This window comes from Serratia sp. JSRIV002 (assembly GCF_019968725.1).
GTDB lineage: Bacteria > Pseudomonadota > Gammaproteobacteria > Enterobacterales > Enterobacteriaceae > Chania > Chania fonticola_B.
The window spans coordinates 5,612,367-5,636,340 of the sequence record NZ_CP074143.1; the positions used below are offsets into that span (position 1 = coordinate 5,612,367).

Genomic DNA, 23,974 nt, shown 5'->3' on the forward strand with positions numbered 1-23,974 from the left:
GTTAGAGTTCACAGGCCTACTTTTTGCGGCCCCCCATGATCGAGCCTAAAACGCCGCGCAGGATCTGGCGGCCCAGATCGCGCGCCATGCTCTTGGCGGCGGTCTGTACGATGCCGTCGTGTTTACCGCCGCGTGGACCAGTGGAACCAAACAGGATCTCGTTCAAGCCGCCCATCAAGCCACCGCCGCTTTCCTGCCCTGCGGCCGGTTTCTGAGCCGGTTGCCCAGGCTGCGGCGTACCCACAGTGGCAAAACCACCTGCGGCCAGTTTTTCATAGGCAGATTCACGATCCACCATATCCTCATAACGTCCGTAGAGCGGGGATTTATTGATGGCGCTGTTCATCCCTTCGGCCCCCAGCATGCCCATTTTCGATTCCGGAGCGATCACCATCGCACGCTCCACCACGTTCGGCCGCCCTTTCTCATCCAGGAAGGAGACTAGTGCCTCGCCCACGCCTAGCTCAGTGATTGCCGTTTCCGCATCAAAGTCTGGATTGGCGCGCATGGTTTGTGCCGCCGCCTTCACCGCTTTCTGATCGCGTGGTGTAAAGGCCCGCAGCGCGTGCTGGACACGGTTACCCAGCTGGCCCAAGACACTGTCCGGGATATCCAACGGATTCTGGGTGACAAAGTAGATGCCCACACCTTTGGAACGGATCAGGCGCACCACCTGTTCAATTTTGGTCAGCAATGCCGGTGGCGCATCGTTAAACAGCAGGTGGGCTTCGTCGAAGAAAAACACCAGCTTTGGCTGTTCCGGATCGCCCACTTCCGGCAAATGCTCAAACAGCTCCGCCAGTAGCCACAGCAAAAACACCGCATACAGCTTCGGCTGGTTAATCAGCTTATCCGCCGCCAGCAGGTTGATGATGCCGTGCCCGTTGGCATCGGTTCTCATCAGATCGTTGATATCCAACATCGGCTCACCAAAGAACTGATTGGCACCCTGCTGTTCCAGCGTCAGCAAACCACGCTGGATCGCCCCGATCGAGGCCGAAGAGATGTTGCCGTACTGGGTTTGGAACTGTTTGGCGTTATCCCCGACGTACTGCACCATCGCACGCAGGTCTTTCATATCCAGCAACAGTAAGGCGTTGTCATCGGCGATCTTGAACACCAACTGCAACACGCCGCTCTGCACCTCATTCAGATCCAACAGGCGGCCTAGCAGCAGCGGGCCAAGATCGGAAATAGTGGCGCGGATAGGATGGCCCTTTTCACCAAAAATATCCCAAGGGATCATTGAACAGGCTTGGGGTTGCCAGTCGGTAACGCCAATTGCCGCCAACCGCGCCTGCAACTTCTCGGAGGGAACACCTTCGGCCGCAATGCCCGACAGATCGCCTTTAACGTCCGCCAGGAATACCGGAATGCCGATGCGCGAGAACTGCTCCGCCATCTTTTGCAGGGTGACCGTTTTGCCCGTACCGGTCGCCCCGGTGATCAACCCGTGGCGGTTAGCCAGGGCAGGCAAAATGACCAGTTCCTGCGCCGGTTTCCCGTCTTTCATCGCTTTGGCAATAATCCGTGCTTCGCTCATTTTCTGTTCCTATAACCCTGTACGGCGCGAATGCGCCCGTTGATAACATCAAGGCTATAAGCGAGACGTAAACCCGTCAAGGACAAACAAAAGGGCCCCTCACCCCAACCCTTATGTCTTGATCTTCTCCGCCTTAGCGGAGAAGATCCCCGACTGATCATCGGGAGATAGCCGGTGAGCTCCCCCTAACCCTAGTGCCTATGAGCCCGTGGGAGAGATTGTGCCCCGGCTGTCTATTTCCCTGTCGCCTTGTAGACCGAACGGTATCCTGTGCCTATGAGCACCTACATATAAGGATGGTCCGGCGATAAATTTCAGACATGGTTATGGAGTGCCATAATGCGTAGAACCCCTGTCGGCGTTGATATCGCTAAACACAAATTTGATGTCGCCGTACTGCTGGACAATCAGAAGTATAAAACCAAAAAGTTTGCCAATACCCCTTCTGGATGCCGCGAGTTCGCAGCCTGGTTGAGCCGCTTTGGCGACTGTCATGTCTGTATGGAAGCCACCGGGAGCTACAGCACGGAACTGGCCACTTATCTGGCAGACAACAACTACCACGTCAGTCTGATGAACCCGGCGTGTATCCATTCCTTCGGCAATACAGAACTGGCCCGGAACAAAACGGACAAAAGCGATGCAGCGATGATAGCCCGCTACTGCGCACTGCATCAGCCTGCCCCGTGGTTCCCAGCCCCGTTGAGCGAGCGCCAGTTGACCGCGTTGGTCAGGCATCTTAAGAACCTGGAAGAGATGCGTCAGATGGAAGAAAATCGCCTGGAGGTGGCCGAAGCAGTCATCGTCCCTTCACTCAATGAGCACATCGCCACGTTGGATGAACTGATACGAGAAACGAAAAAGAAAATCAGTCAGCACATCGATGATAACCCTGACCTGAAACGGGACAGCGAGTTGCTAAAAAGTATCCCTGGAGTGGGAGAGATGCTGAGCTCCAGCCTGCTGGCCTTCGCAGGAAACCTGCGTCGGTTCACCAGTAGCAAGGCCCTGGTAGCGTACGCAGGACTGAATCCACAGCGATGTGAGTCGGGGATGTTTAAAGGGAAAAGCCGGTTATCGAAAGTGGGGCACGGTGAGCTGCGAAGTGCGTTATACATGCCCGCGGTAGTGGCAGGCCAATACAATGTTGTGGTTAAAGACTTAACAGAAAGGCTGAAGTTGCGTGGGAAGTCGGGCAAAGAAAGAGTGTGTGCGGCGATGCGAAAGTTGCTGCAACTGGCCTATGGTGTGGTGAAATCAGGAAAGACATTTAATGCGGAAATACCGCTTGCCGGATAGCCGACAAGACGGTATCTCTCCCACAGGGAGAGGGAGCTATTAGCCCCTGCTCTTTTGCAAGTGAAAGAGGTCACCTCAACAAACTCTTCAAGCCGATATCAATCGTAGGAGTCAATCTGCGGCACATTAGGGTCCCTCATGCCAAACCGTATCGCGGGACGTGCACCCAGTCCTTCCTTTTGTGAGAGGGAGCTGATGCAGAGCCGATATCAATCGTAGGAGTTAATCTGTGGCACGTTAGGGTCCCTCATGCCAAACCGTATAGCGGGACGTGCAACCAGTCCTTCCTTTAGGGAGAGGGAGCTGATGCGGAGCCGATATCAATCGTAGGAGTCAATCTGTGGCACATTAGGGTCCCTCATGCCAAACCGTATCGCGGGACGTGCAACCAGCCCTTCCTTTAGTAAGAGGGAGCTGATGCGGAACCGACATCAATCGTAGGAGTCAATCTGTGGCACATTAGAGTCTCTCATGCCAAACCGAGTCGCTTAACGTTATCCGCGTAACCCCAGCTCTTCTTTCAGCGATTTGAGATAACGGCGGCTGACCGGTACCGGCTCCCCCACCGACATAATCATTTCCGCCGTGCCACTTTCTTCAAAACGGATCTCTTTGACCTGCTCAAGGTTCACCAGATATTGCCGGTGGCAGCGCACCAATGGCGTGCGGCTTTCCAACGTGCGAAGCGTCAGTTCGGTAAAACACTCCATGCCGTCATTGCGTACCACATACACCCCGGTCGAGCGTGAGCGGATAGCGATCACCTCGTCGAAACGCAGCAGGTAAATCCGGCTGTGGCCGGTGCAGGGAATGTATTTCAGGTAGCCCGCGCTTTCATCCAACGCCGCAATATTCTGCGGAGCACGGCGCTGATGCAGGCGCTGCAGGGTTTTATTCAGCCGATTCGGCTCCGCCGGTTTCAGCAGGTAATCAAACGCATGCTGCTCAAAGGCCTGCACTGCGTATTCGTCATAGGCCGTCAGAAACACGATGTAGGGCATACGGTTCGGATCGAGCATGCCAACCATTTCCAATCCGCTGATACGCGGCATCTGGATGTCCAGGAATACCACGTCCGGTTGCAAGCGGTGGATTTGGCTGATGGCCTCAATGGCATTGGCGCATTCACCAATAATGGTAATGCCCTCTTCCTCTTCCAGCAGGTGGCGCAGGTTATCGCGGGCAAAGGGCTCGTCATCGACAATCAGTACGTTCAACATCAAGCAGCCCTCGCCAAGGGAACGTTAAGGGTGATGCAAGTATAGGCTTCAGGTTCGCAGGTGACCTGCACGCCATAATCTTCACCATAGCGCACGCGGATACGCCGATCGACCAGGTTCATCCCCAACCCGCTGCCACCAGTCTGCTGACGGAACAGCCCGGCGTTATCCGTCACCTGCAACAGCAAGTGATCGCCCTCCAGACGAGCACCAATATCGACACGGCCAATCCCCAACAGATGGGAAGTACCGTGCTTAATGGCATTTTCCACAATCGGCTGCAGCGAGAACGCCGGTAAACGCACTGCCAGCAACTCTTCCGGCAGCGAAACGGTGATCTCCAGCCGATCGGCAAAACGGGCCTTTTCGATCTGCAGATAGGCGTTCACATGTTCGATCTCGTCCGCCAGGCTCACCTCATCGTCGGAGCGCTTGAGGTTTTTACGGAAAAAGGTCGACAGATACTGCACCAGTTCGCAGGCCCGGTCGCCATCGCGGCGGATCACCGCCACCAGCGTATTCAGGGCGTTGAACAGGAAATGCGGGTTCACCTGCGCATGCAGCAGTTTGATTTCCGACTGGGCCAGCAGCTGTTTATGGCGCTCATATTGCCCGGCCATGATTTGCGCCGACAGCAGGCTGGCAATCCCTTCCCCCAGCGTGCGGTTGATGGTGCTAAACAGCTTGGTCTTGGGTTCATACAGTTTGATGGTGCCAATCACTCGCTGGTTTTCACCACGCAGCGGGATCACCAGTGTCGAACCTAGTTTGCAATTGCCGTTGATGGAGCAGCAGTAAGACAGCTCATTGCCGTCGGCATACACCACCTCGTTGTTATCGATGGCGCGATGGGAGTGGACCGAGGAGATCGGCGTGCCCGGCAGATGGTGGTCGTCACCAATGCCGATAAAGGCCAGCAGCTTGTCACGATCGGTGATCGCCACGGCGCCGATACCCAGCTCCTGATAGACCACCCGCGCCACCTTCATGCTGTTTTCCTGGTCAAACCCCTGGCGCAGAATACCCTCGGTACGTTCGGCAATCTTCAACGCCTTGGAGGAGAAGGCGCTGGTGTATTTCTCAAACATCGCCCGCCGATCAAGCAGGATCTGCATAAACATGGCGGCACCGATGGTATTGGCGATCAGCATCGGCAGGACGATGTGCTCCACCAGCAGCACCGCTTCGGGGAACGGACGCGCGACGATCAGGATAATCGCCATTTGCAGCACTTCTGCCACCAACGCAATCCCGGCGACAAACAGCGGGTTGAACAGCAGATCGATACGCCCGCGCCGCATGGCAATGCTGTGCACAATACCGCCAACCAGACCTTCGGCCACCGTGGAGATCGCACAGGCGACGTCTGTCATGCCCCCCAATGTATAACGATGCAAGCCGCCCGTTAGGCCAACCAGGAAACCGACGGAGGGCCCACCCAGCAGCCCGCCCAACACGGCACCGATAGCGCGGGTATTGGCGATGGAGTCTTGAATATGCAGGCCAAAATAGGTGCCCATAATGCAGAACACCGAGAAAATGACGTAGCACAGCAACTTGTGCGGCAGGCGAATGGTCACCTGCATCAACGGAATAAACAGCGGCGTCTTGCTCAGCAGATAGGCAATGACGAGATACACGCACATCTGCTGTAGCAGCAGTAACACCTGGTTAAATTCGTACATAAAAACGGCTCATCCTGAACAACGGGGGCGATCAAAAAAGTGCCGGGTATCCGGTCTGGTTTTAGGCGGGCAATTAAATCACGTGGGATCGAAAAAAACAGTGATGCAGGCAAACATTCAGGAGGGAAAAGCAGGCCGGCCCCCAGCTAGAGACCGGCTTGGGTGATTTATGGCAGCACTTTGGCCGACAGGATCACGATAGGTTTACTCGGGACATTCTGGTAAGGACCGACGTTGCCAGTGGGTACCTGGGAGATTTTATCTACTACGTCCATACCTTTAACGATTTTGCCAAATACCGCGTAGCCAAAATCACGCTGGCCATGATCGAGGAACGCATTGTCTGCCACGTTCAGGAAGAACTGGCTGGTGGCGCTGTCTTTATCGGCGGTACGCGCCATGGAAATGGTGCCACGCAGGTTACGCAGGCCGTTGTCGGCTTCGTTTTTGATCGGTGCATTGGTGGTTTTCTGCTGCATATCCGCAGTAAAACCGCCACCCTGAACCATGAAACCAGGGATCACGCGGTGGAAAACGGTGTTGTTGTAGTAACCGCTGTTCACGTAGTCAATGAAGTTCTTGGTTGAGACCGGTGCCTTCTGACTGTCGAGCGCCAATTCGATATTCCCTGCCGAGGTGGTCAGCATGACGTGGGTTTCACCGGCGGCTAATGCGGCGGGTGCCATGGCTGTCAGTGAACACAGCGCAACGAAGGTCACTAAAGTACGTTTGAACATGAACGGGTCCTTTCTTTGAGATACAAACAACGGAAAGCGCTTTGATTCTAAAGAGCTGCGCCCGGCAGCGCCAGCCATTTACCTATATTTACTCAATTGCCGGACGTTTCTGAGTGCGCTCGGTTTTTTCCTGCCGACAGTATGATCCCCGTACTGATTTTTGCCAAGCCGATCACGCATTATTTGCCGATTTTCGCCCTTCATCGGTTTTTGCGACACAAATCCCGGTTTGGTTCTGCAATCCAGCTAGGCTAAATAAATGAGAGCGCTCTCATTTGCGCTGATAACCATAATAATACTGGAGAGCAATGATGAAAAAGATAGTGCTGTGCTGTGCCGCGGGGATGTCCACCAGCATGCTGGTCAAACGCATGCAAACCGAAGCGCAAAAGCGCGAACTGGCCGTGGAGATTGTGGCGGTACCGGCTGCGGATTTCGAAGCTGAGTTGCCAACTGCCAGCGTGGTGCTGTTGGGGCCACAGGTAAAGTACGAACTGGCCCGCTTCAGCCAGCTTGCCGGGCCGCATGGCCTGCCGGTTGCCGTCATCGACATGATGGATTACGGCACCCTGCGCGGTGACAAGGTATTAGACCAAGCCCTCAGCCTGATCGCCTGACGCCGCGGAGAACCCTATGAGCCTATACGCTTCCCTGATGCGCGTGGTCGAAAGCCATATCGCGCCACTGGCTGGCCGGATCGGTAGCCAGCGCCATATTATTGCCATTCGTGACGGTTTTATCAGCGCTATGCCATTTTTGATCGTCGGCAGTATCATGCTGATCGTCGCCAACCCGCCGTTTGACGCGACCACCACCTCCAGCTTTGGGCAAGCCTGGTTAGGGTTCGCCAAGAAGCACTGGGACACCATCACCATGCCGTTCTTTATGACCATGGGGTTGATGAGCGTATTTGTCTCTATTGGTACCGCCTACAGTCTGGCAAAGCACTACAAAATGGATGCGCTGACCGCTGCGCTGCTGTCGCTGATGGCATTCCTGCTGGCCTCCGCGCCACAGGTCGACAACAAGATGTCCCTCGATTTTCTGGGTGGCCAGGGGGTATTCACCGCTCTGATCTGCGCCATTTGGTCGGTCGAACTGATCCGCCTGCTGAAAAAGTACAACATCACCATTCGCATGCCAGAGCAGGTTCCCCCTGCCATTGCCCGCTCGTTTGAACTGCTGTACCCAGTGGTTGGCATTCTGTTGACGGTCTACCCCATCAGCCTCCTGATGCAGAGCGAATTCCAACTGCTGCTGCCCGCTGCGATTATGCAGGTGTTCCAGCCGCTGATTTCCGTCGGCGATACGCTGCCAGCCATCCTTTTGGCGGTGCTGATTGCCAACCTGCTGTGGTTTGCCGGTATTCACGGCGACAACATCGTGACCGGCCTGCTGAATCCGATCTTTATGGCTAACCTGGCCACTAACGCCGCGCTGGTCGCCAACGGTGCAGCCATGACCCAAACGCTGACCGCGCCATTTTGGTCATTCTATGTCTGTATCGGCGGCTCAGGCTCCACGCTGGTGTTGGCCTTCCTTTATCTGCGCAGCCGTTCCATTCATCTACGCACCATCGGCAAGCTAAGCGTGGTCCCGGCGGCCTTCAATATCAATGAACCGCTGCTGTTCGGTTCGCCGGTGGTGATGAACCCAACGCTGTTTATCCCATTGATTGTGGTGCCGATGGTTAACGCCACTCTGGCTTATTTCGCCCTGCACTGGGACATGGTGGAGAAAATGGTGGCGATGGCCCCCTGGACCGCCCCGGCACCGCTGGGAGCGATGATCTCCGCCTCCTGGGATATCCGTGCCGCCGTATTGGTGCTGGTGCTGATGGTGATTGACCTGGCGATCTGGCTGCCGTTCTTCAAGGTGTATGAAAAACAACTACTGGCGCAGGAACACGAGCAGGCCGAGGCTGAACGTGAAGCCAGCAACGCCGCCACCGCACAGTAACAGGAGAGATAACGTGACTGAACTGATGGCTGAAGTCAGCCAGGATTTTGAAAGCACCATTATGGAGCTGCTGGTATTTGCCGGTAGCGCCCGCAGCAGCGCGCTGATGGCTTTGCAACAGGCCCGTGCCGGTGATTTCACCGGTTCCGCCGAGCATATGGCCGAATCCAAGCAGGCGGTGAAACAGGCCCACCGCATTCAAACCCAACTGATCGGCATGGACGAAGGCTGCGGCAAACTGGCCATCACCCTGATCACCGTACACGCACAGGATCACTTGATGAACGCCATGGTCATTCAGGATCTGGCCGACGACATGATCGAACTTTATCGCCGTCAGGTACAATCGGAGTCCCGCTCATGAGCGCATTAAAAATCGCCATTATTGGCGGCGGTAGCAGCTACACGCCGGAGCTGGTGGAAGGCCTGATCCTGCGAATTGAAGAGTTGCCGGTGACCGAACTGGCGTTGGTGGACGTTGAGCCTGGCCGGGAGAAGGTCGAGATCATTGCCGCATTAACCCAGCGTATGCTGGCCCGTAACGGCCTGGAGCAGGTGAAGGTCAGCGTGCATTTCGATCTGGACGAGGCCATTCGCGGTGCCAGTTTCGTTCTCACCCAGTTCCGCGTGGGTCAGTTGCCTGCCAGGGCAGCCGACGAGCGCCTGGGCCTGAAATACCAACTGATCGGCCAGGAAACTACCGGCGTTGGCGGCTTTGCCAAGGCGCTGCGCACCATTCCGGTGATGCTGAATATCGCCCGCAAGGTAGAACAACTGGCACCCGATGCCTGGATCATCAACTTTACCAACCCGGCTGGTATCGTGACCGAAGCCGTTTCGCGTTATACCAAGGCGAAAATTATCGGCCTGTGTAACGTGCCGATCAGCATGCATCACATGATCGCCAATATGCTGCAGGCCCCTTACGCCGAGGTACAGCTGCAATTTGCCGGGTTGAACCACATGGTGTGGGTCCACCAGGTGCTGCAAAACGGCAAGGACGTGACCGACAAGGTACTCGACATGCTGTGTGACGGTGCCGCGCTGACCATGAACAACATCAAGGAAGAGCCTTGGCCACCAGAGTTCCTGCGCGCCGTAGGGGCGATCCCCTGCCCTTATCACCGCTATTTCTACCAGACCAAAGAGATGCTGGCAGAGGAGATTTCCGCCGCAGCCGAACGCGGTACCCGTGCCGAACAGGTGATGAAAGTAGAGAAGGAATTGTTCGAGCTGTATGCAGACCCACATCTCGACAGCAAGCCCGAGCAGCTCAGTTTCCGTGGTGGTTCCTTCTATTCCGAAGTGGCGTTAGAGCTGATCCGTGCCATTCACAATAATCTCGGTACGCAATTAGTGGTCAATACCGCAAATCGTGGCGCTATTCGCGGTTTGCCAGACGATGCTGTGATAGAAACCAACTGTATCGTCGATGCTCAGGGTGCCCATCCGCTGACGTTTGGCCAACTGCCGGATTCGATGCATGCGCTGACCCAGCAGGTTAAAGCCTATGAACGCCTGACGATAGAGGCCGCCGTGCATGGCGATCGCCGCAGTGGGCTGCTGGCACTGGTCACCAATCCTCTGGTCGCCAACGCCCAAATTGCCCAGCCGCTGCTGGAAGAAGTGCTGGAGGTGAATAAAGCCTATTTGCCGCAGTTTAACGCATAACCATCAACATTGGGTTCGGCTCGCCGGACCCACTTATCTCCTGTAATCTGATCAAGTGGGGAGATAAGCCCGTAATCAGGAGCAGTAAAATGGTGACACTGGAAGATGTCGCAGCGATAGCGGGCGTATCCCGCGCGACTGTGTCACGCGTGGTCAACGGCGACAACAAGGTCAAAGCGCTCACCCGCGAGAAGGTCAAACGGGCGGTGGCCGAACTGGGCTATACCCCCAACCCCGCGGCCAGGGCGTTGGCATCCAGCCAAAGCAATACCTTGGGCCTGGTCACCACCTCATACCGAGGGGGCTTCTTTGGTGCCCTGATGGATTTCGTCCAAACCGAAGCCGAGTCCAACGGTAAACAGCTGCTGGTAACCCAAGGCCGCAACAGTGCGGAAAATGAACTGCTGGCGATCCAACGCCTGTTCAGCCTGCGTTGCGACGGAGTGATCCTCCACGTGCGCTGCCTCAACGACGATCGGCTGCGTCAGTTGGCGGCCGAACAGCGCTCCTTTGTGCTGCTGGATCGCCTGGTCCCTGGCCTGGAAGATCGCTGTGTCACCTTCGATCACGTTTATGCCAGCCAGCTTGCTACCCAGCAGCTCATCGATGCCGGCCATCGGCGCATTGCCTGTATCAGTGGCCCAGCCCAACGAGCCTCCAGCCAACAGCGGTTACAAGGGTTCCTCAATGCGATGCAGGCCGCCAACCTGCAACCGCTGGGCTGCCCGGAAGGGGTCTATGACCTGGAAAGCGGCTACCAGTGCGCTGACCAGTTGCTGCGCAGCAAAGCGCTGCCTACGGCGATCTACTGCTGCAACGAAGAAATGGCGATTGGTGCCTTGCTGGCGATTAATGAACGGCATCTGCGTGTACCGCAGGATATCTCATTGATCTGCTATGACAGCGGCGAGCGAGCGCCTTTTGTCCGCCCGGCGCTCACCAGCGTGCATTTCCCTATTACCGAAATGGCGCAATATGCCGCTCGTCTGCTGATAGATCCACTGACCGCACCGGTGAGCTTTGAGCCGACCATCATCCAGCGCGATTCGATCGCCACACCCGGTAGCTGATCACATAAAAATCTAAAAACCTTTCATCCCTTGCATCAAAAAATCGATGCTCGTCACATAAACTCCCGTTGTCTATGCTAGGATCCGCCTCCTGGTGGCCTGATCGGGATCTTTTCCAGTTTTTAGCAGGAAAAACCTGCGGCCTTATGCCAGCTTTAAACCCCAGGGATCTCAGGTTACGTCCTGACAGCCCACGGGTATAAACCACAACAAAGATAATCAGGCCTATATACATGAATGACAGCAACCGCATCCGGCTAACCTGGATCAGCTTCTTCTCTTATGCGCTGACCGGTGCATTAGTGATCGTCACAGGGATGGTGATGGGAAACATCGCAGAGTATTTCAATCTGCCGGTTTCCAGCATGAGCAATACCTTTACCTTCCTTAACGCGGGTATTTTGATTTCAATCTTCCTCAATGCCTGGCTGATGGAAATCATTCCGCTGAAACGTCAGCTGATCTTTGGCTTTATCCTGATGCTGCTGGCCATCGCCGGGCTGATGGTGGGCAAAAGCCTGACCCTGTTCTCGCTGTGCATGTTTGTGCTCGGTGTGGTCAGCGGTATCACCATGTCGATCGGCACCTTCCTGATCACCCATATGTATGCGGGCCGCCAACGTGGTTCACGCTTGCTGTTTACCGACTCCTTCTTCAGCATGGCCGGGATGATCTTCCCAATCATCGCCGCAATGCTGCTGGCGCGCAGCATTGGCTGGTACTGGGTTTACGCCTGCATTGGGGTGCTGTACCTGGCCATCTTCGTGCTGACGCTGTGTTCCGAGTTCCCGGTTCTGGGTGACAAAGGGGAGAAAAGCAGCGAGCCGGTGGTGAAAGAGAAATGGGGCATCGGCGTGCTGTTCCTGGCTATCGCCGCGCTGTGCTACATCCTTGGCCAGTTGGGCTTTATCCAATGGGTGCCGGAATACGCCACCAAAACCTTCGGCATGAATATCGATCAGGCGGGCAAGGTAGTCAGCAACTTCTGGACTTCTTACATGATCGGTATGTGGGTGTTCAGCTTCGTGCTGCGCTTCTTTGACCTGCAACGCATCGTCACCGTGCTGGCCGCGCTGGCAACGGGTGCCATGTACCTGTTTATCAGCACCGATAATCCTGAGTACCTGAGCTACTACATCATGGCTCTGGGCTTCGTCTCCAGCGCGATCTACACCACGCTGATCACACTCGGTTCGCAGCAAACCAAGGTTTCCTCACCGAAACTGGTCAACTTTATCCTGACCTGCGGCACCATCGGTACCATGCTGACCTTCGTGGTCACCGGCCCGATCGTTGCCAGCAGCGGGGTCCATGCCGCACTGACTACGGCCAACGGCCTGTATCTGGCCGTGTTTGTGATGTGTCTGCTGCTCGGTTTTGTGACCAAGCACCGTAACCATGGGCATACCACGCACTAACTGTTGCTAGTTTTCCCCATCAGGGTTCTGCCAACGCAGAACCCTTTTTTTATGTCTAACGCCTGAAGTCGACCTGCTCTTCCTGCTCCAGATACAGCGTGGTTTGCGCAGGCTGGGTGGCCGCGATGACCGCACCCGCACGGATCGAATAGCGTACCGGCGTCTGGCGGCGTACTGCGTCAAAAACGCTGTCTGCGGGTAAGATCACCAAATCGGCACTATTGCCTGCACGCAAACCGTAATCCGTCAGGTTCAAAGTTCGTGCGCTGTGGGTGGTGATCAGATTCAAACCGTCATCGATCTGGCCATAACCCATCAGTTGGCAGACGTGGAGCCCCATATGCAGCACCTGCAACATATTGGCGGTGCCCAGCGGATACCAGGGGTCAAACACGTCGTCATGACCAAAGCAGACGTTGATGCCCGCCTCCAGCATCTCCTTCACCCGTGTGATGCCACGCCGTTTAGGATAGGTATCGAAACGCCCTTGCAGGTGAATATTCACCAACGGGTTGGCCACGAAGTTGATACCGGACATTTTCAGCAGCCGGAACAGCCTTGAGGTATAGGCCCCATTGTAGGAATGCATCGCGGTGGTGTGGCTGGCGGTGACCTTGGCGCCCATCTCCAGCTTCAATGCCAGCGCGGCCACGGTCTCCACAAAACGGGACTGCTCGTCGTCAATCTCGTCGCAGTGCACGTCCACCAGCCGATCGTATTTCTGTGCCAGAGCAAAGGCCTTGTGCAGCGACTCTACGCCGTATTCGCGGGTGAATTCAAAATGCGGGATAGCCCCGACCACATCCGCCCCGAGCCGTAACCCCTCCTCCAGCAGGGCTTCCCCATTGGGATACGACATGATCCCTTCCTGAGGGAAGGCCACGATCTGCAGCGTGATCCAAGGAGCGACCTCCTGCTTGACCTCCAGCATGGCGCGCAGCGCGGTCAGCGTAGGATCGGAGACGTCGACATGGGTGCGCACATGCTGCACGCCGTTGGCGATTTGCCATTTCAGCGTCTGCCAGGCGCGCTGTTTCACGTCCTCATGGGTGAGCAGTGCTTTACGCTCCGCCCAGCGCTCAATACCTTCAAACAGCGTGCCGGACTGGTTCCATGCGGGCTGCCCGGCGGTTTGCGTGGTATCCAGGTGGATATGCGGCTCGATAAACGGCGGCAGCGCCAGCCCGCCTTCGGCATCCAACACGTCGCTGCGCCACTCCAGCCCCTCAGGCTGTGGAATGATATGCGCGATCCGCCCCTGCTCAATAGCCAGTTGCCATAGCCCTTCATGCCCGCTCAGGCGCAGGTTATCGATAAACTTGACCGGATTGTTCGCCATTTTTTTCCTCTGCTCGGCTCACCATTTCTTTCATCATACTGGGCAATGACGAGCTGACAAAATCGCCGCTTGGTGCCTCTCCCCTTTCGCTACTCCCCAAGGAGTATTTTTTCCATTAACTGGCTCGATTCAGCTAAAGTTGAGTAAAAACCGCAACTTATCAAATATCGATAAAAATCATAGATATACCACCTTAGAGGTATATAGGGGCTAGCTTGACCTGTATCAATAAATTGCCTTCTGGGAGGAATAAGGTACATCCAGGAAATCAGAATTTTGAGGCAATAATGAGCAGAGTCCAACTCGCGGTTATCGGCAACGGCATGGTCGGCCACCGCTTTATCGAAGATCTGCTGGAAAAGGCAGACAAAGACCAGTTCGACATCACCATCTTTTGTGAAGAGCCACGCATCGCCTACGACCGCGTGCATCTCTCCTCCTATTTCTCCCACCACACTGCCGAAGAGCTTTCGCTGGTCCGCGAAGGCTTCTACGAAAAACAGGGCGTCAAAGTGCTGGTAGGCGAGCGCGCGATCACCATTAACCGCGCAGAGAAAGTGATCCACTCCAATACCGGCCGCACGGTGTATTACGACAAGCTGATCATGGCGACCGGCTCCTACCCGTGGATCCCGCCGATCAAAGGTTCAGAGACTCAGGACTGCTTCGTTTACCGCACCATTGAAGATCTCAACGCTATCGAATCCTGCGCCCGCCGCAGTAAACGTGGCGCGGTAGTAGGCGGTGGCCTGCTCGGCCTGGAAGCGGCTGGCGCACTGAAAAGCCTGGGCGTGGAAACCCACGTGATCGAGTTCGCGCCGATGTTGATGGCAGAACAGCTCGATCCAATGGGCGGCGACCAGCTGCGCCGCAAGATCGAGCGCATGGGTGTCAAAGTCCACACCGGCAAGAACACCACCGAAATTATCAACGGCGGCAAAAGCGCACGCAAAACCATGCACTTTGCCGACGGCAGCGAGCTGGAAGTCGACTTTATCGTCTTCTCCACCGGCATCCGCCCGCAGGACAAACTGGCTCACCAATGCGGGCTGGCTACCGCCCCACGCGGTGGCATTGCGATTAACGATAACTGCCAGACCTCCGATCCGGACGTTTACGCCATTGGCGAATGCGCCTCCTGGCAGCAGCGCACTTTCGGCTTGGTCGCGCCGGGCTACAAGATGGCTCAGGTCACCGCCGACCATCTGCTGAGCCGTGAAAACAGCTTCCAGGGTGCCGATATGAGCGCCAAACTGAAGCTGCTGGGGGTCGATGTTGGGGGCATTGGCGATGCGCATGCGCGTACCGAAGGCGCCCGCAGCTACGTCTATCTGGATGAAAGCAAAGAGGTTTACAAGCGTCTGGTCGTCAGCGCGGACAACAAAACGTTGCTCGGCGCGGTGTTGGTCGGCGATACCAGCGACTACGGCAACCTGCTGCAGCTAGCACTGAATAATATCGAACTGCCGGAAAACCCGGACAGCCTGATCCTGCCAGCCCATGCCGGCAGCAAGCCTGCCATCGGCGTAGATTCGCTGCCAGAAACCGCACAGATCTGTTCCTGCTTCGACGTCAGCAAGGGCGATATCATCAAAGCGGTGAATATGGGCTGCCATACCGTGGCGGCGATCAAGTCCGAGACCAAGGCCGGTACCGGCTGCGGCGGCTGTATTCCACTGATCACCCAGGTGCTGAATGCCGAACTGAGCAAACAGGGCATCGAGGTTAACCATCACCTATGCGAACACTTTGCCTATTCCCGCCAGGAGCTGTACCACCTGATCCGGGTTGAAGGCATCAAGACCTTCGACGAGCTGTTGGCGAAATACGGTAAGGGTTACGGCTGCGAAGTGTGTAAACCGACCGTCGGTTCACTGCTGGCCTCCTGCTGGAACGAGTATGTGCTCAAACCGCAGCACACGCCGCTGCAAGACACCAACGACAACTTCCTGGGCAACATCCAGAAAGACGGCACTTACTCGGTGATCCCACGCTCTGCCGGTGGTGAAATCACGCCGGAAGGTCTGATCGCCGTCGGCCAGATTGCCAAAGAATACAACCTGTACACCAAGATGACCGGCTCGATGCGTATCGGCATGTTCGGTGCGCAGAAAGACGATCTGCCCGCCATCTGGAGCAAGCTGATCGCCGCCGGTTTCGAAACCGGCCACGCCTACGCCAAAGCGCTGCGGATGGCGAAAACCTGCGTCGGCAGCACCTGGTGCCGTTATGGCGTGGGTGACAGCGTTGGCTTCGGCGTGCAGCTTGAACACCGTTACAAAGGCATCCGTACCCCGCACAAGATGAAGTTTGGCGTTTCCGGCTGTACCCGCGAGTGTGCCGAGGCGCAGGGGAAAGACGTCGGCATTATTGCCACCGAGAACGGCTGGAACCTGTACGTCTGTGGCAACGGCGGGATGAAACCACGCCATGCCGATTTGCTGGCCGCCGATCTCGACAACGAAACGCTGATGCGTTACCTCGACCGTTTCATGATGTTCTACATCCGCACCGGCGATAAGCTGCAGCGTACCTCGGTCTGGCTGGAAAGTCTGGAAGGCGGCATCGATTATCTGCGCAAGGTGATTATCGACGACAAGCTGGGCATCAACGCACAGCTGGAAACCGAAATTGCCCGCCTGCGCGAAGCAGTGATCTGCGAATGGAAAGCAACTGTCGAAAATCCTGCATCGCAGGTGCGTTTCGCTCACTTTATTAACAACAGCCAGCGCGATCCTAACGTGCAGGTCGTGGCCGAGCGCGAGCAACATCGCCCAGCTCGCCCGGATGAACGCATTCCCGTCACCTTGCTGGAAACCGAGGAGAACAACGCATGAGCCAGTGGATCACCGTTTGCCCCATCGCCGATATTCTGCCCGCGACCGGCGTGTGTGCGCTGATCGGTACCCAGCAGGTGGCGATATTCCGCCCCTATGCCGACGAACGGCTGTTTGCCATCAGCAATATCGACCCGTTTGCCCAGGCCAGCGTGCTTTCTCGCGGCCTGATTGCCGAGCATCAGGGTGAATTGTGGGTCGCCAGCCCGCTGAAAAAACAGCATTTCCGCCTGCGCGACGGTTTCTGTCTGGAAGATGAGAGCCACTCCGTGGCCAGCTTCACCAGCCGGGTAGTCGACGGCCTGGTTCAGGTGGCAATGCAATAAAACACGATGCCCCTTGGTTAAGGTTAACCAAGGGGCACGGCACCAATTTTTATTACTTCCCAGGGAAATTTATGTTCACCGACACCATCAACAAATGTGCTGCCAACGCGGCACGCATCGTCAAACTGGCCAAAGAGAGTCCGCTCGGCTTCTGGATCAGTTCCGCTATGGCCGGGGCCTATGTCGGCCTTGGCATCATCCTGATCTTTACCCTCGGCAACCTGGTGGATCCGTCTATCCGTCCGTTGGTCATGGGTGCCACCTTCGGGATCGCACTGACGCTGGTGATTATCGCCGGTTCAGAGCTGTTCACTGGCCACACCATGTTTCTGATGCTGGGCGTCAAAGCCGGTACCATCAAGCACCGCCAGATGTGGGCCGTGCTGCCACAAACCTGGTTGGGTAACCTGCTCGGTTCGGTGCTGGTCGCGCTGATGTATTATTACGGCGGCGGTAGCCTGCTGCCGATGGATACCAGCCTGGTGCATACCGTGGCGCTGGCCAAAACCACCGCCCCGGCAGAAGTGCTGTTCTTCAAAGGCGTGCTGTGTAACTGGCTGGTTTGCCTGGCGATCTGGATGGCACTGCGCGTTGAAGGCGCGGCCAAATTCATCGCCATCTGGTGGTGTTTGCTGGCGTTTATCGCTTCCGGTTACGAGCACTCGGTGGCTAACATGACGCTGTTTGCCCTGTCCTGGTTCGGCCACCACAGCGAAGCCTATACCCTGAGCGGTATCGGTCATAACCTGCTGTGGGTGACTCTGGGCAATATGGTCTCTGGTGCCGTCTTTATGGGCCTCGGTTACTGGTATGCCACACCACGTGCCCAACGTCCACAGGCTGAGATTGCCGCCGCTCGCCAAACCGCATAATGATTTTTGGGGTGAGCAATCGCCCCCGTTAGCCACTTCTCCGAGGATTGCCGATGGATTACTTACCCATTTTCTGCCAACTGCAACACAAAGCCTGCCTGCTGGTCGGCGGCGGGGAAGTCGCTGAACGTAAGGCTCGCCTGCTGCTGGACGCCGGTGCGCAGTTAACCGTCAACTCGCTCGAATTCAGTGAGCAATTCCTGATCTGGGCCGAACAGGGCCAGGTGACTCTGGTAGAAAGTGAGTTTTCTGCCGACTTGCTGGCAGAAAAATGGTTAGTGATTGCCGCCACCGATCGGGTGGAAGTCAACGCCCTGGTCTATCAGTGCGCCAACCAACGGCAGGTGTTCTGCAACGTGGTGGACGACCCCAAACGCGCCAGCTTTATCATGCCTTCGATTATCGATCGTTCGCCGATTATGGTGGCCGTTTCTTCCGGGGGCAAAGCCCCGGTGCTGGCACGTCTGCTACGGGAAAAACTGGAAGCCATTCTGCCGCAGCATCTGGGTCAACTGGCTCAGTTGGCGGGTTCATTGCGCCAGCGGGTGAAGCAGGAGTTTGCCAGCATTGGCGCTCGTCGCCGCTTCTGGGAAAGGTTGTTCGTACACGACAGACTGGCTCAGTCCCTGGCCAACGGCGATACCCCGCAGGCCAACCAGCAGGTTGAAAAGCTGTTCGCCGATCGGCCTGAAGAACAGGGCGAAGTGGTGCTGGTAGGCTCAGGCCCCGGCGATGCTGGCCTGCTGACGCTGAAAGGTCTGCAGCAGATCCAACAGGCTGACGTTGTCGTTTACGATCGCCTGGTCTCTGAAGAAATTATGGCCCTGGTGCGCCGCGATGCCGAGCGTATCTTTGTAGGCAAGCGTGCCGGATATCACTGCGTACCTCAGGAACACATCAATCAGATCCTGGTGGAGCAGGCCAGACGAGGCCTGCGTGTCGTCCGGCTAAAAGGGGGCGACCCCTTCATCTTTGGCCGGGGTGGCGAAGAACTGGAAACGCTGGCCGAAGCGAATATTCCCTTCTCGGTAGTACCGGGGATCACTGCGGCTTCGGGTTGTTCGGCTTACAGCGGCATCCCCCTCACCCACCGCGATCACGCGCAAAGCGTGCGTTTGGTGACGGGCCACGCCAAGGCCGACGGCGGATTGGACTGGGCACAGCTTACCGCCAAACAGCAGACGCTGGTGTTCTATATGGGGCTAACTCAGGCGGCAGAAATCCAGCAGCAGCTGATCGCTCACGGTATGGCGGCCTCAATGCCCGTAGCTCTGGTCGAAAACGGCACCTCAACTCGCCAACGTGTGATAGAAGGCGAGCTGGCGCAACTGGGTGAGCTAGCCAAACAGGCTGCCAGCCCAAGCCTGATTATCGTTGGCAGCGTTGTCAGCCTGCGCAGCAAGCTGAACTGGAATGCCTGCCGGGAAACACCAGCAGATTTGAGCAAAATAGCATAAAAAAAGCGACCCTTTGGCCGCTTCAGATAGGTAGTAATGTTGCTAAGTTTGTCGTTACCAAACAGGTTCGATCCCAGGGGGGCCGCATGCGGCGCCCCTACTGGCTGAGACTCTGTCTACATCCATTAAGGATGCGGTACAAAACCTACGGCTTCATATACCTTCGCCAAGGTTTCCTGCGCACGAGCACGGGCTTTCGCTGCGCCATCACGCATCACCTGCTGTAACAGAGCCTCATCGTTGCGGAAACGGTGATAACGCTCTTGCAGCTCGACCAACATACCAGATACGGCCTCTGCTACGGCGCCCTTCAGGTGACCGTACATCTGGCCCTCAAACTCGGCTTCCAGCTGAGCAATGCTCTTGCCGGTCACGCCGGAAAGGATATCCAGCAGGTTGGACACCCCCGCTTTATTGGCAACGTCGTAACGAATGACCGGCGGATCCTGGGAATCGGTCATTGCGCGTTTGATCTTCTTGGTCACCGCCTTCGGATCTTCCAGCAGGCCGATCACGTTGTTACGGTTATCGTCCGACTTGGACATCTTCTTGGTCGGCTCTTGCAGCGACATCACGCGCGCACCGGATTTCGGAATAAACGGCTCCGGCACCTTGAACACGTCGCCATACAGCGCGTTGAAGCGCTGGCCGACATCACGGCTCAGTTCCAGATGCTGTTTCTGATCTTCACCGACCGGCACCTGATTGGTCTGATACAGCAGAATATCTGCCGCCATCAGTACCGGATAGCTGAACAGACCAGCGTTGATGTTTTCCGCATAGCGCGACGACTTGTCTTTGAACTGGGTCATGCGGCTCAGTTCACCGAAATAGGTGTAGCAGTTCAGCACCCAGCTCAGTTGCGTATGTTCCGGCACATGGGACTGCACGAAGATGGTGCTTTTCTCTGGATCGATACCACAGGCCAGGTACAGCGCCAGCGTATCCAGGGTGGCTTTACGCAGCTGTTGTGCATCCTGACGCACGGTGATGGCATGCAGATCGACAATGCAGTAGATGCAATCAAACTCGTCCTGCAGCTGCACCCACTGGCGCAGCGCCCCCATGTAGTTGCCGATAGTCAGTTCACCGGACGGCTGCGCGCCGCTGAAAACGATGGGCTTACTCATAGTTAAATTTCCCGATCTTCTAAAGATGACAGCCCAAGTGCGGGCAACAAATCGGCGAAGCGCTCCAACACGCGGTCGGGGTGGCTCAGGGCGATCGCTTCACCGTAGTTATATCCGTAAGTCAGACCGACGCTCGGGCAACCTGCCGCCTGCGCCGCCTGAATGTCATTGCGCGAATCCCCGACGAACAACACTTCACCGGCCCGCAGGCCAAGCTTGCCGAACACCAGATACAGCGGGGCAGGATGTGGCTTTTTCTCCACCACGTCGTCACCGCCGATGATCAGCGAGAAAAAGTCGATAATGCCGAGCGCCGTCAGCAAAGGGGCTACAAAGGGTGTCGGCTTGTTGGTGACCAGCGCTAGCGGGTAGCCAAGCTTGGCCAACCGGGCCAGCGTCTCTATTACCTGTGGAAACAGGCGGCTGCCGCTTTCTACGGTTTGCCCATAGAAATGGTCGAAACGTTGACGCATTTGCAGGCACAGCTCTGGCGTGGCTTCCACCTCTGCCCAGCGCAGCGCACGCTGGACCAGCACATCGGCACCGTTACCAATCCAGGTGCCAACACGGGCCTCACCGGCCTGCGGCAGACCCATTTCCGCCAACGCCATATCGATGGCCGCCGCCAAACCCGGCGCACTGTCTACCAGCGTGCCATCGAGATCGAAGGCCAGACCACGGATAGCGCTAAAATCAGCCATGACTCACCTTGGCCAGCTCGCTGCGCATTTGATCAATCACCGCGCGGTAATCCGGCTTGCCAAAGATGGCCGAGCCTGCCACGAACATGTCCGCACCCGCCGCTGCGATCTCGGCAATGTTGTCTACCTTCACGCCGCCGTCCACTTCCAGGCGAATGTCGCGGCCGCTTTCGTCGATCAGTTTGCGAACCTGACGCAGCTTGTCTAACGTGCCATGGATAAAGGATTGACCACCAAAACCAGGGTTGACCGACATCAGCAGGATCACGTCGATCTTGTCCATCACGTAATCGAGATAGCTCAACGGGGTCGCAGGGTTAAACACCAGGCCCGCCTTGCAGCCGTTCTCTTTGATCAGTTGGATGGTACGGTCGACGTGTTCAGAAGCTTCAGGATGGAAAGAGATGTAGGTTGCCCCAGCCTTGGCAAAGTCCGGCACGATGCGATCGACCGGTTTTACCATCAGATGGACGTCAATCGGTGCGGTAATGCCGTAATTGCGCAAGGCTTCGCACACCATTGGCCCGATCGTCAGATTAGGCACGTAGTGGTTATCCATCACGTCAAAATGCACCACGTCGGCACCGGCGGCCAACACTTTGGCAGTATCTTCACCCAGGCGGGCAAAATCTGCAGACAGAATGGACGGGGCAATCAAAAACTTTTTCATCCGCTTCTCCAAACGTAGGGGTCGAGTTATTCCGCTTTTTTATACAGCGCCAGAAGTTCGTTCACTTTACTGCGGCCTAAAATATTGCGGCTGATGGTGCGACGAGCCTTCACCACATGCAGCGAAGCATGCTGATACCAGTCACGCGTCAGCTCGGTGTCATGGTTGGAAATCAACACCGGCACCTGGCTTTCAACCGACAGCTGATGCGCAATGCGCGCCAGCCCTTGCTGATCGGCCAGGCTAAAGCTGTTGGTGTGATAAGCGGTAAAATTCGCCGTTGCCGACAGAGGAGCATAAGGCGGATCGCAATAGACCACCGCACCTTGGGTCGCCTTCACCATGGTATCGTGATAATGCTCGCAGACAAAAGTAGCATTGCGTGATTTTTCAGCAAACCAATACAGCTCTTCTTCCGGGAAGTAAGGTTTCTTGTAACGCCCAAAAGGCACATTGAACTCACCACGCAGGTTATAGCGGCACAGGCCGTTATAGCAGTGGCGGTTCAGATACAGGAACAGCAGCGCGCGCCGATACTCATCGGCAGTGGTGTTGAACTCTTCGCGCAGCAGGTAGAACTGCTCTGAGTTATTGAATTCGTCGGTGAAAAGCAAGCGGGCATCGCGCACGAAATCACTCGTGCGCAGCTTAACGATGTTATACAGGCTGATAAGGTCGCTGTTGATATCGGCGAGAATATAAGCCTCGTACTCTGTGTTCAGGAAGACTGAACCCGCGCCCACGAAGGGCTCGATTAAGCAGTTACCCTCTGGTAAATGACGACGGATCTCGTCTATCAGCGGGTATTTTCCACCAGCCCATTTTAAAAAAGCGCGGTTTTTCTTCATGCCGTCAGTTAGCTACTTATTACAATTCAGAGCGGCGGATATGTACTCTGTTTCAGACAGCACATCAGCGCACAAAATTAATGATTATTTTTTCAGGTCTTGCTGTACTTGCTGTACAGGGCGGACCCATGGTTTTTTCGCCTGAACTTCCGCCGGCAGTGTGGCGATAGCACGCTTGGCCTCCGCCGAAGAAGCGTAGTTGCCGCTCACTAACACATACCAGGGTTTACCATCACGTTTGGTCTCGTACACCATAAAGTGTGGCAAATTCTGTTGCTTGGCAAAAGCATTCAACGTATCGGAGCGTGAGGCACTGCTCAACTGCAGCGTGTAATGGCTACCCGGTGCGGTTTTCAGTGAGCTTCCGCTGCCGCTCACCACACCACTCTTGCCTTTGGCCGGCGGGGTGTAAACCGTGGTGGTGGTCGCAGAAGGTTTGACCGATGCTGTCGGCTTGGTGGCTGCTGGCTTGGAGGCAGGCGTTTTATGCGGCTGCGTCGCAGCGGTTGCATTGTTATTCGCCGCCGGACGCGCGGAAGCACCGTTCATCACGGTTGCCGGAGCGGTTGGCAAAGCGGAAACCGGGGCATTGATACTTTGCGCGGCAGCAGCATCAACCTGACCTTGCTGTGATGACAAGGCATCAGCCATGTTGCCAGGCAGATCGACACGCTCACCAGCACCGCCCTGTGGTACTACAGGTTGTGCTTCAGTCGGCGTGCTGGAGATAGGTGGAACGCTAACAGTCTGGGGCTGAGAGGTACTGACACCATTGTTATCGTTGGTATCCGTAGTGCCGCCCGCAACACCGTTGTTGCTGGTGGTCAGCGACGAGGAGCCCGACAGATTGATGTCGCGGGTTGCCCCTTGTTGCGCAACCTCGTGCTTGGTGGGGGCCTTCAGCGCCGAACCGATACCGATGATCAGCAACAGCAGCACCAAAATGCCAATCCCAATCATCATATGCTGGCGTGAAACGGCAAAACGCGGCCCAGTTGCGGCTGGCCGACGTGAACGCGAAGGACGGCGATCGCTGGTATCAGGCCTGAGATCGTCTTCTGGTTTAAATTCATCCATCTGAAACCCTCCAACTAGAGGCAAAATCTCGCCACCCAGGTGGTTCGAGACTATTAACCCGATGATGGCAAAGCGATATCTGTCTCGCCTTACGCACAATTTTTATAGAGTCTAA

General features: G+C 56.2%; 21 protein-coding genes. 11 read left to right on the top strand and 10 right to left on the bottom strand.

Annotation, left to right across the window (positions count from 1 at the left end):
• Positions 1-16 precede the first annotated feature (16 nt).
• Positions 17-1,543: a helicase HerA-like C-terminal domain-containing protein gene (locus KGP26_RS26365; RefSeq protein WP_223664770.1), complete on the bottom strand. Its 1,527-nt coding sequence runs from the start codon at positions 1,541-1,543 to the stop codon at positions 17-19.
• Between the two features lie 339 nt (positions 1,544-1,882).
• Here KGP26_RS26365 and KGP26_RS26370 point away from each other — a divergent pair, with 339 nt between their 5' ends.
• On the top strand, positions 1,883-2,842 hold the full coding sequence (locus KGP26_RS26370; RefSeq protein ID WP_059199085.1) for an IS110 family transposase: 960 nt from the start codon (positions 1,883-1,885) through the stop codon (positions 2,840-2,842).
• A 494-nt stretch (positions 2,843-3,336) separates the two neighbouring features.
• On the opposite strand, the gene btsR is transcribed toward KGP26_RS26370, so the two are convergent.
• The 3 genes from btsR to ppiA form a co-directional block, all read right to left on the bottom strand.
• A complete protein-coding gene (gene btsR, locus KGP26_RS26375; RefSeq protein ID WP_021181680.1) occupies positions 3,337-4,062 on the bottom strand; it encodes a two-component system response regulator BtsR in 726 nt (241 codons plus the stop codon).
• Positions 4,062-5,747, bottom strand: coding sequence for a sensor histidine kinase (locus KGP26_RS26380; RefSeq protein WP_021807483.1), 1,686 nt, complete (start codon positions 5,745-5,747; stop codon positions 4,062-4,064). The genes btsR and KGP26_RS26380 overlap by 1 nt, the downstream gene beginning before the upstream one ends.
• A gap of 167 nt (positions 5,748-5,914) precedes the next feature.
• Positions 5,915-6,484: a peptidylprolyl isomerase A gene (gene ppiA, locus KGP26_RS26385; RefSeq protein WP_021181682.1), complete on the bottom strand. Its 570-nt coding sequence runs from the start codon at positions 6,482-6,484 to the stop codon at positions 5,915-5,917.
• 311 nt (positions 6,485-6,795) lie between these two features.
• Between ppiA and KGP26_RS26390 the strand changes: the two genes are divergently transcribed.
• The 6 genes from KGP26_RS26390 to tsgA all read left to right on the top strand — a co-directional run bounded on the left by KGP26_RS26390 (position 6,796) and on the right by tsgA (position 12,602).
• The gene (locus KGP26_RS26390) at positions 6,796-7,101 is read left to right on the top strand and encodes a PTS sugar transporter subunit IIB (RefSeq protein WP_037376515.1); all 306 of its coding nucleotides are present in this window, start codon (positions 6,796-6,798) and stop codon (positions 7,099-7,101) included.
• 16 nt (positions 7,102-7,117) lie between these two features.
• Positions 7,118-8,443 (top strand): PTS sugar transporter subunit IIC, encoded by a 1,326-nt coding sequence (locus KGP26_RS26395; RefSeq protein ID WP_094981654.1) that lies wholly within the window; start codon positions 7,118-7,120, stop codon positions 8,441-8,443.
• A 25-nt stretch (positions 8,444-8,468) separates the two neighbouring features.
• Positions 8,469-8,807 carry a PTS lactose/cellobiose transporter subunit IIA gene (locus KGP26_RS26400; protein WP_094981676.1) on the top strand — a complete coding sequence of 113 codons (339 nt, stop codon included), beginning with the start codon at positions 8,469-8,471 and terminating at the stop codon, positions 8,805-8,807.
• Entirely contained in the window at positions 8,804-10,114 is a 1,311-nt protein-coding gene (locus KGP26_RS26405) for a 6-phospho-beta-glucosidase (RefSeq protein WP_223664771.1), read from the top strand. The genes KGP26_RS26400 and KGP26_RS26405 overlap by 4 nt, the downstream gene beginning before the upstream one ends.
• An 89-nt stretch (positions 10,115-10,203) precedes the next feature.
• Positions 10,204-11,184, top strand: a complete 981-nt coding sequence (locus KGP26_RS26410; protein WP_223664772.1) for a LacI family DNA-binding transcriptional regulator — start codon at positions 10,204-10,206, stop codon at positions 11,182-11,184.
• 233 nt (positions 11,185-11,417) lie between these two features.
• A complete protein-coding gene (gene tsgA / locus KGP26_RS26415) occupies positions 11,418-12,602 on the top strand; it encodes an MFS transporter TsgA (protein ID WP_021181688.1) in 1,185 nt (394 codons plus the stop codon).
• A 55-nt stretch (positions 12,603-12,657) separates the two neighbouring features.
• Here tsgA and KGP26_RS26420 read toward each other — a convergent pair whose 3' ends face one another.
• Entirely contained in the window at positions 12,658-13,941 is a 1,284-nt protein-coding gene (locus KGP26_RS26420) for a cytosine deaminase (protein ID WP_223664773.1), read from the bottom strand.
• Between the two features lie 287 nt (positions 13,942-14,228).
• Here KGP26_RS26420 and nirB point away from each other — a divergent pair, with 287 nt between their 5' ends.
• The 4 genes from nirB to cysG all read left to right on the top strand — a co-directional run bounded on the left by nirB (position 14,229) and on the right by cysG (position 19,433).
• Positions 14,229-16,778 (top strand): nitrite reductase large subunit NirB, encoded by a 2,550-nt coding sequence (gene nirB / locus KGP26_RS26425; protein WP_021807477.1) that lies wholly within the window; start codon positions 14,229-14,231, stop codon positions 16,776-16,778.
• Entirely contained in the window at positions 16,775-17,104 is a 330-nt protein-coding gene (gene nirD, locus KGP26_RS26430; protein WP_115159411.1) for a nitrite reductase small subunit NirD, read from the top strand. Before nirB ends, nirD begins: the two co-directional genes overlap by 4 nt.
• 71 nt (positions 17,105-17,175) lie before the next feature.
• Positions 17,176-17,976, top strand: a complete 801-nt coding sequence (gene nirC / locus KGP26_RS26435) for a nitrite transporter NirC (protein ID WP_021807475.1) — start codon at positions 17,176-17,178, stop codon at positions 17,974-17,976.
• Positions 17,977-18,029: 53 nt separating this feature from the next.
• Positions 18,030-19,433: a siroheme synthase CysG gene (cysG, locus tag KGP26_RS26440; RefSeq protein ID WP_223664774.1), complete on the top strand. Its 1,404-nt coding sequence runs from the start codon at positions 18,030-18,032 to the stop codon at positions 19,431-19,433.
• Positions 19,434-19,558: 125 nt separating this feature from the next.
• Here the strand turns inward: cysG and trpS are convergent, their stop codons facing one another.
• The 5 genes from trpS to KGP26_RS26465 all read right to left on the bottom strand — a co-directional run bounded on the left by trpS (position 19,559) and on the right by KGP26_RS26465 (position 23,859).
• Positions 19,559-20,563, bottom strand: a complete 1,005-nt coding sequence (trpS, locus tag KGP26_RS26445) for a tryptophan--tRNA ligase (RefSeq protein WP_021181695.1) — start codon at positions 20,561-20,563, stop codon at positions 19,559-19,561.
• Between the two features lie 2 nt (positions 20,564-20,565).
• Positions 20,566-21,264: a phosphoglycolate phosphatase gene (locus tag KGP26_RS26450; protein ID WP_021807473.1), complete on the bottom strand. Its 699-nt coding sequence runs from the start codon at positions 21,262-21,264 to the stop codon at positions 20,566-20,568.
• Positions 21,257-21,934, bottom strand: coding sequence for a ribulose-phosphate 3-epimerase (rpe, locus tag KGP26_RS26455; RefSeq protein WP_024482734.1), 678 nt, complete (start codon positions 21,932-21,934; stop codon positions 21,257-21,259). Before rpe ends, KGP26_RS26450 begins: the two co-directional genes overlap by 8 nt.
• A 26-nt stretch (positions 21,935-21,960) precedes the next feature.
• Positions 21,961-22,782 (bottom strand): adenine-specific DNA-methyltransferase, encoded by an 822-nt coding sequence (gene dam, locus KGP26_RS26460; RefSeq protein WP_021807471.1) that lies wholly within the window; start codon positions 22,780-22,782, stop codon positions 21,961-21,963.
• A gap of 84 nt (positions 22,783-22,866) precedes the next feature.
• Positions 22,867-23,859, bottom strand: coding sequence for an SPOR domain-containing protein (locus KGP26_RS26465; RefSeq protein ID WP_223664775.1), 993 nt, complete (start codon positions 23,857-23,859; stop codon positions 22,867-22,869).
• Positions 23,860-23,974 lie beyond the last annotated feature (115 nt).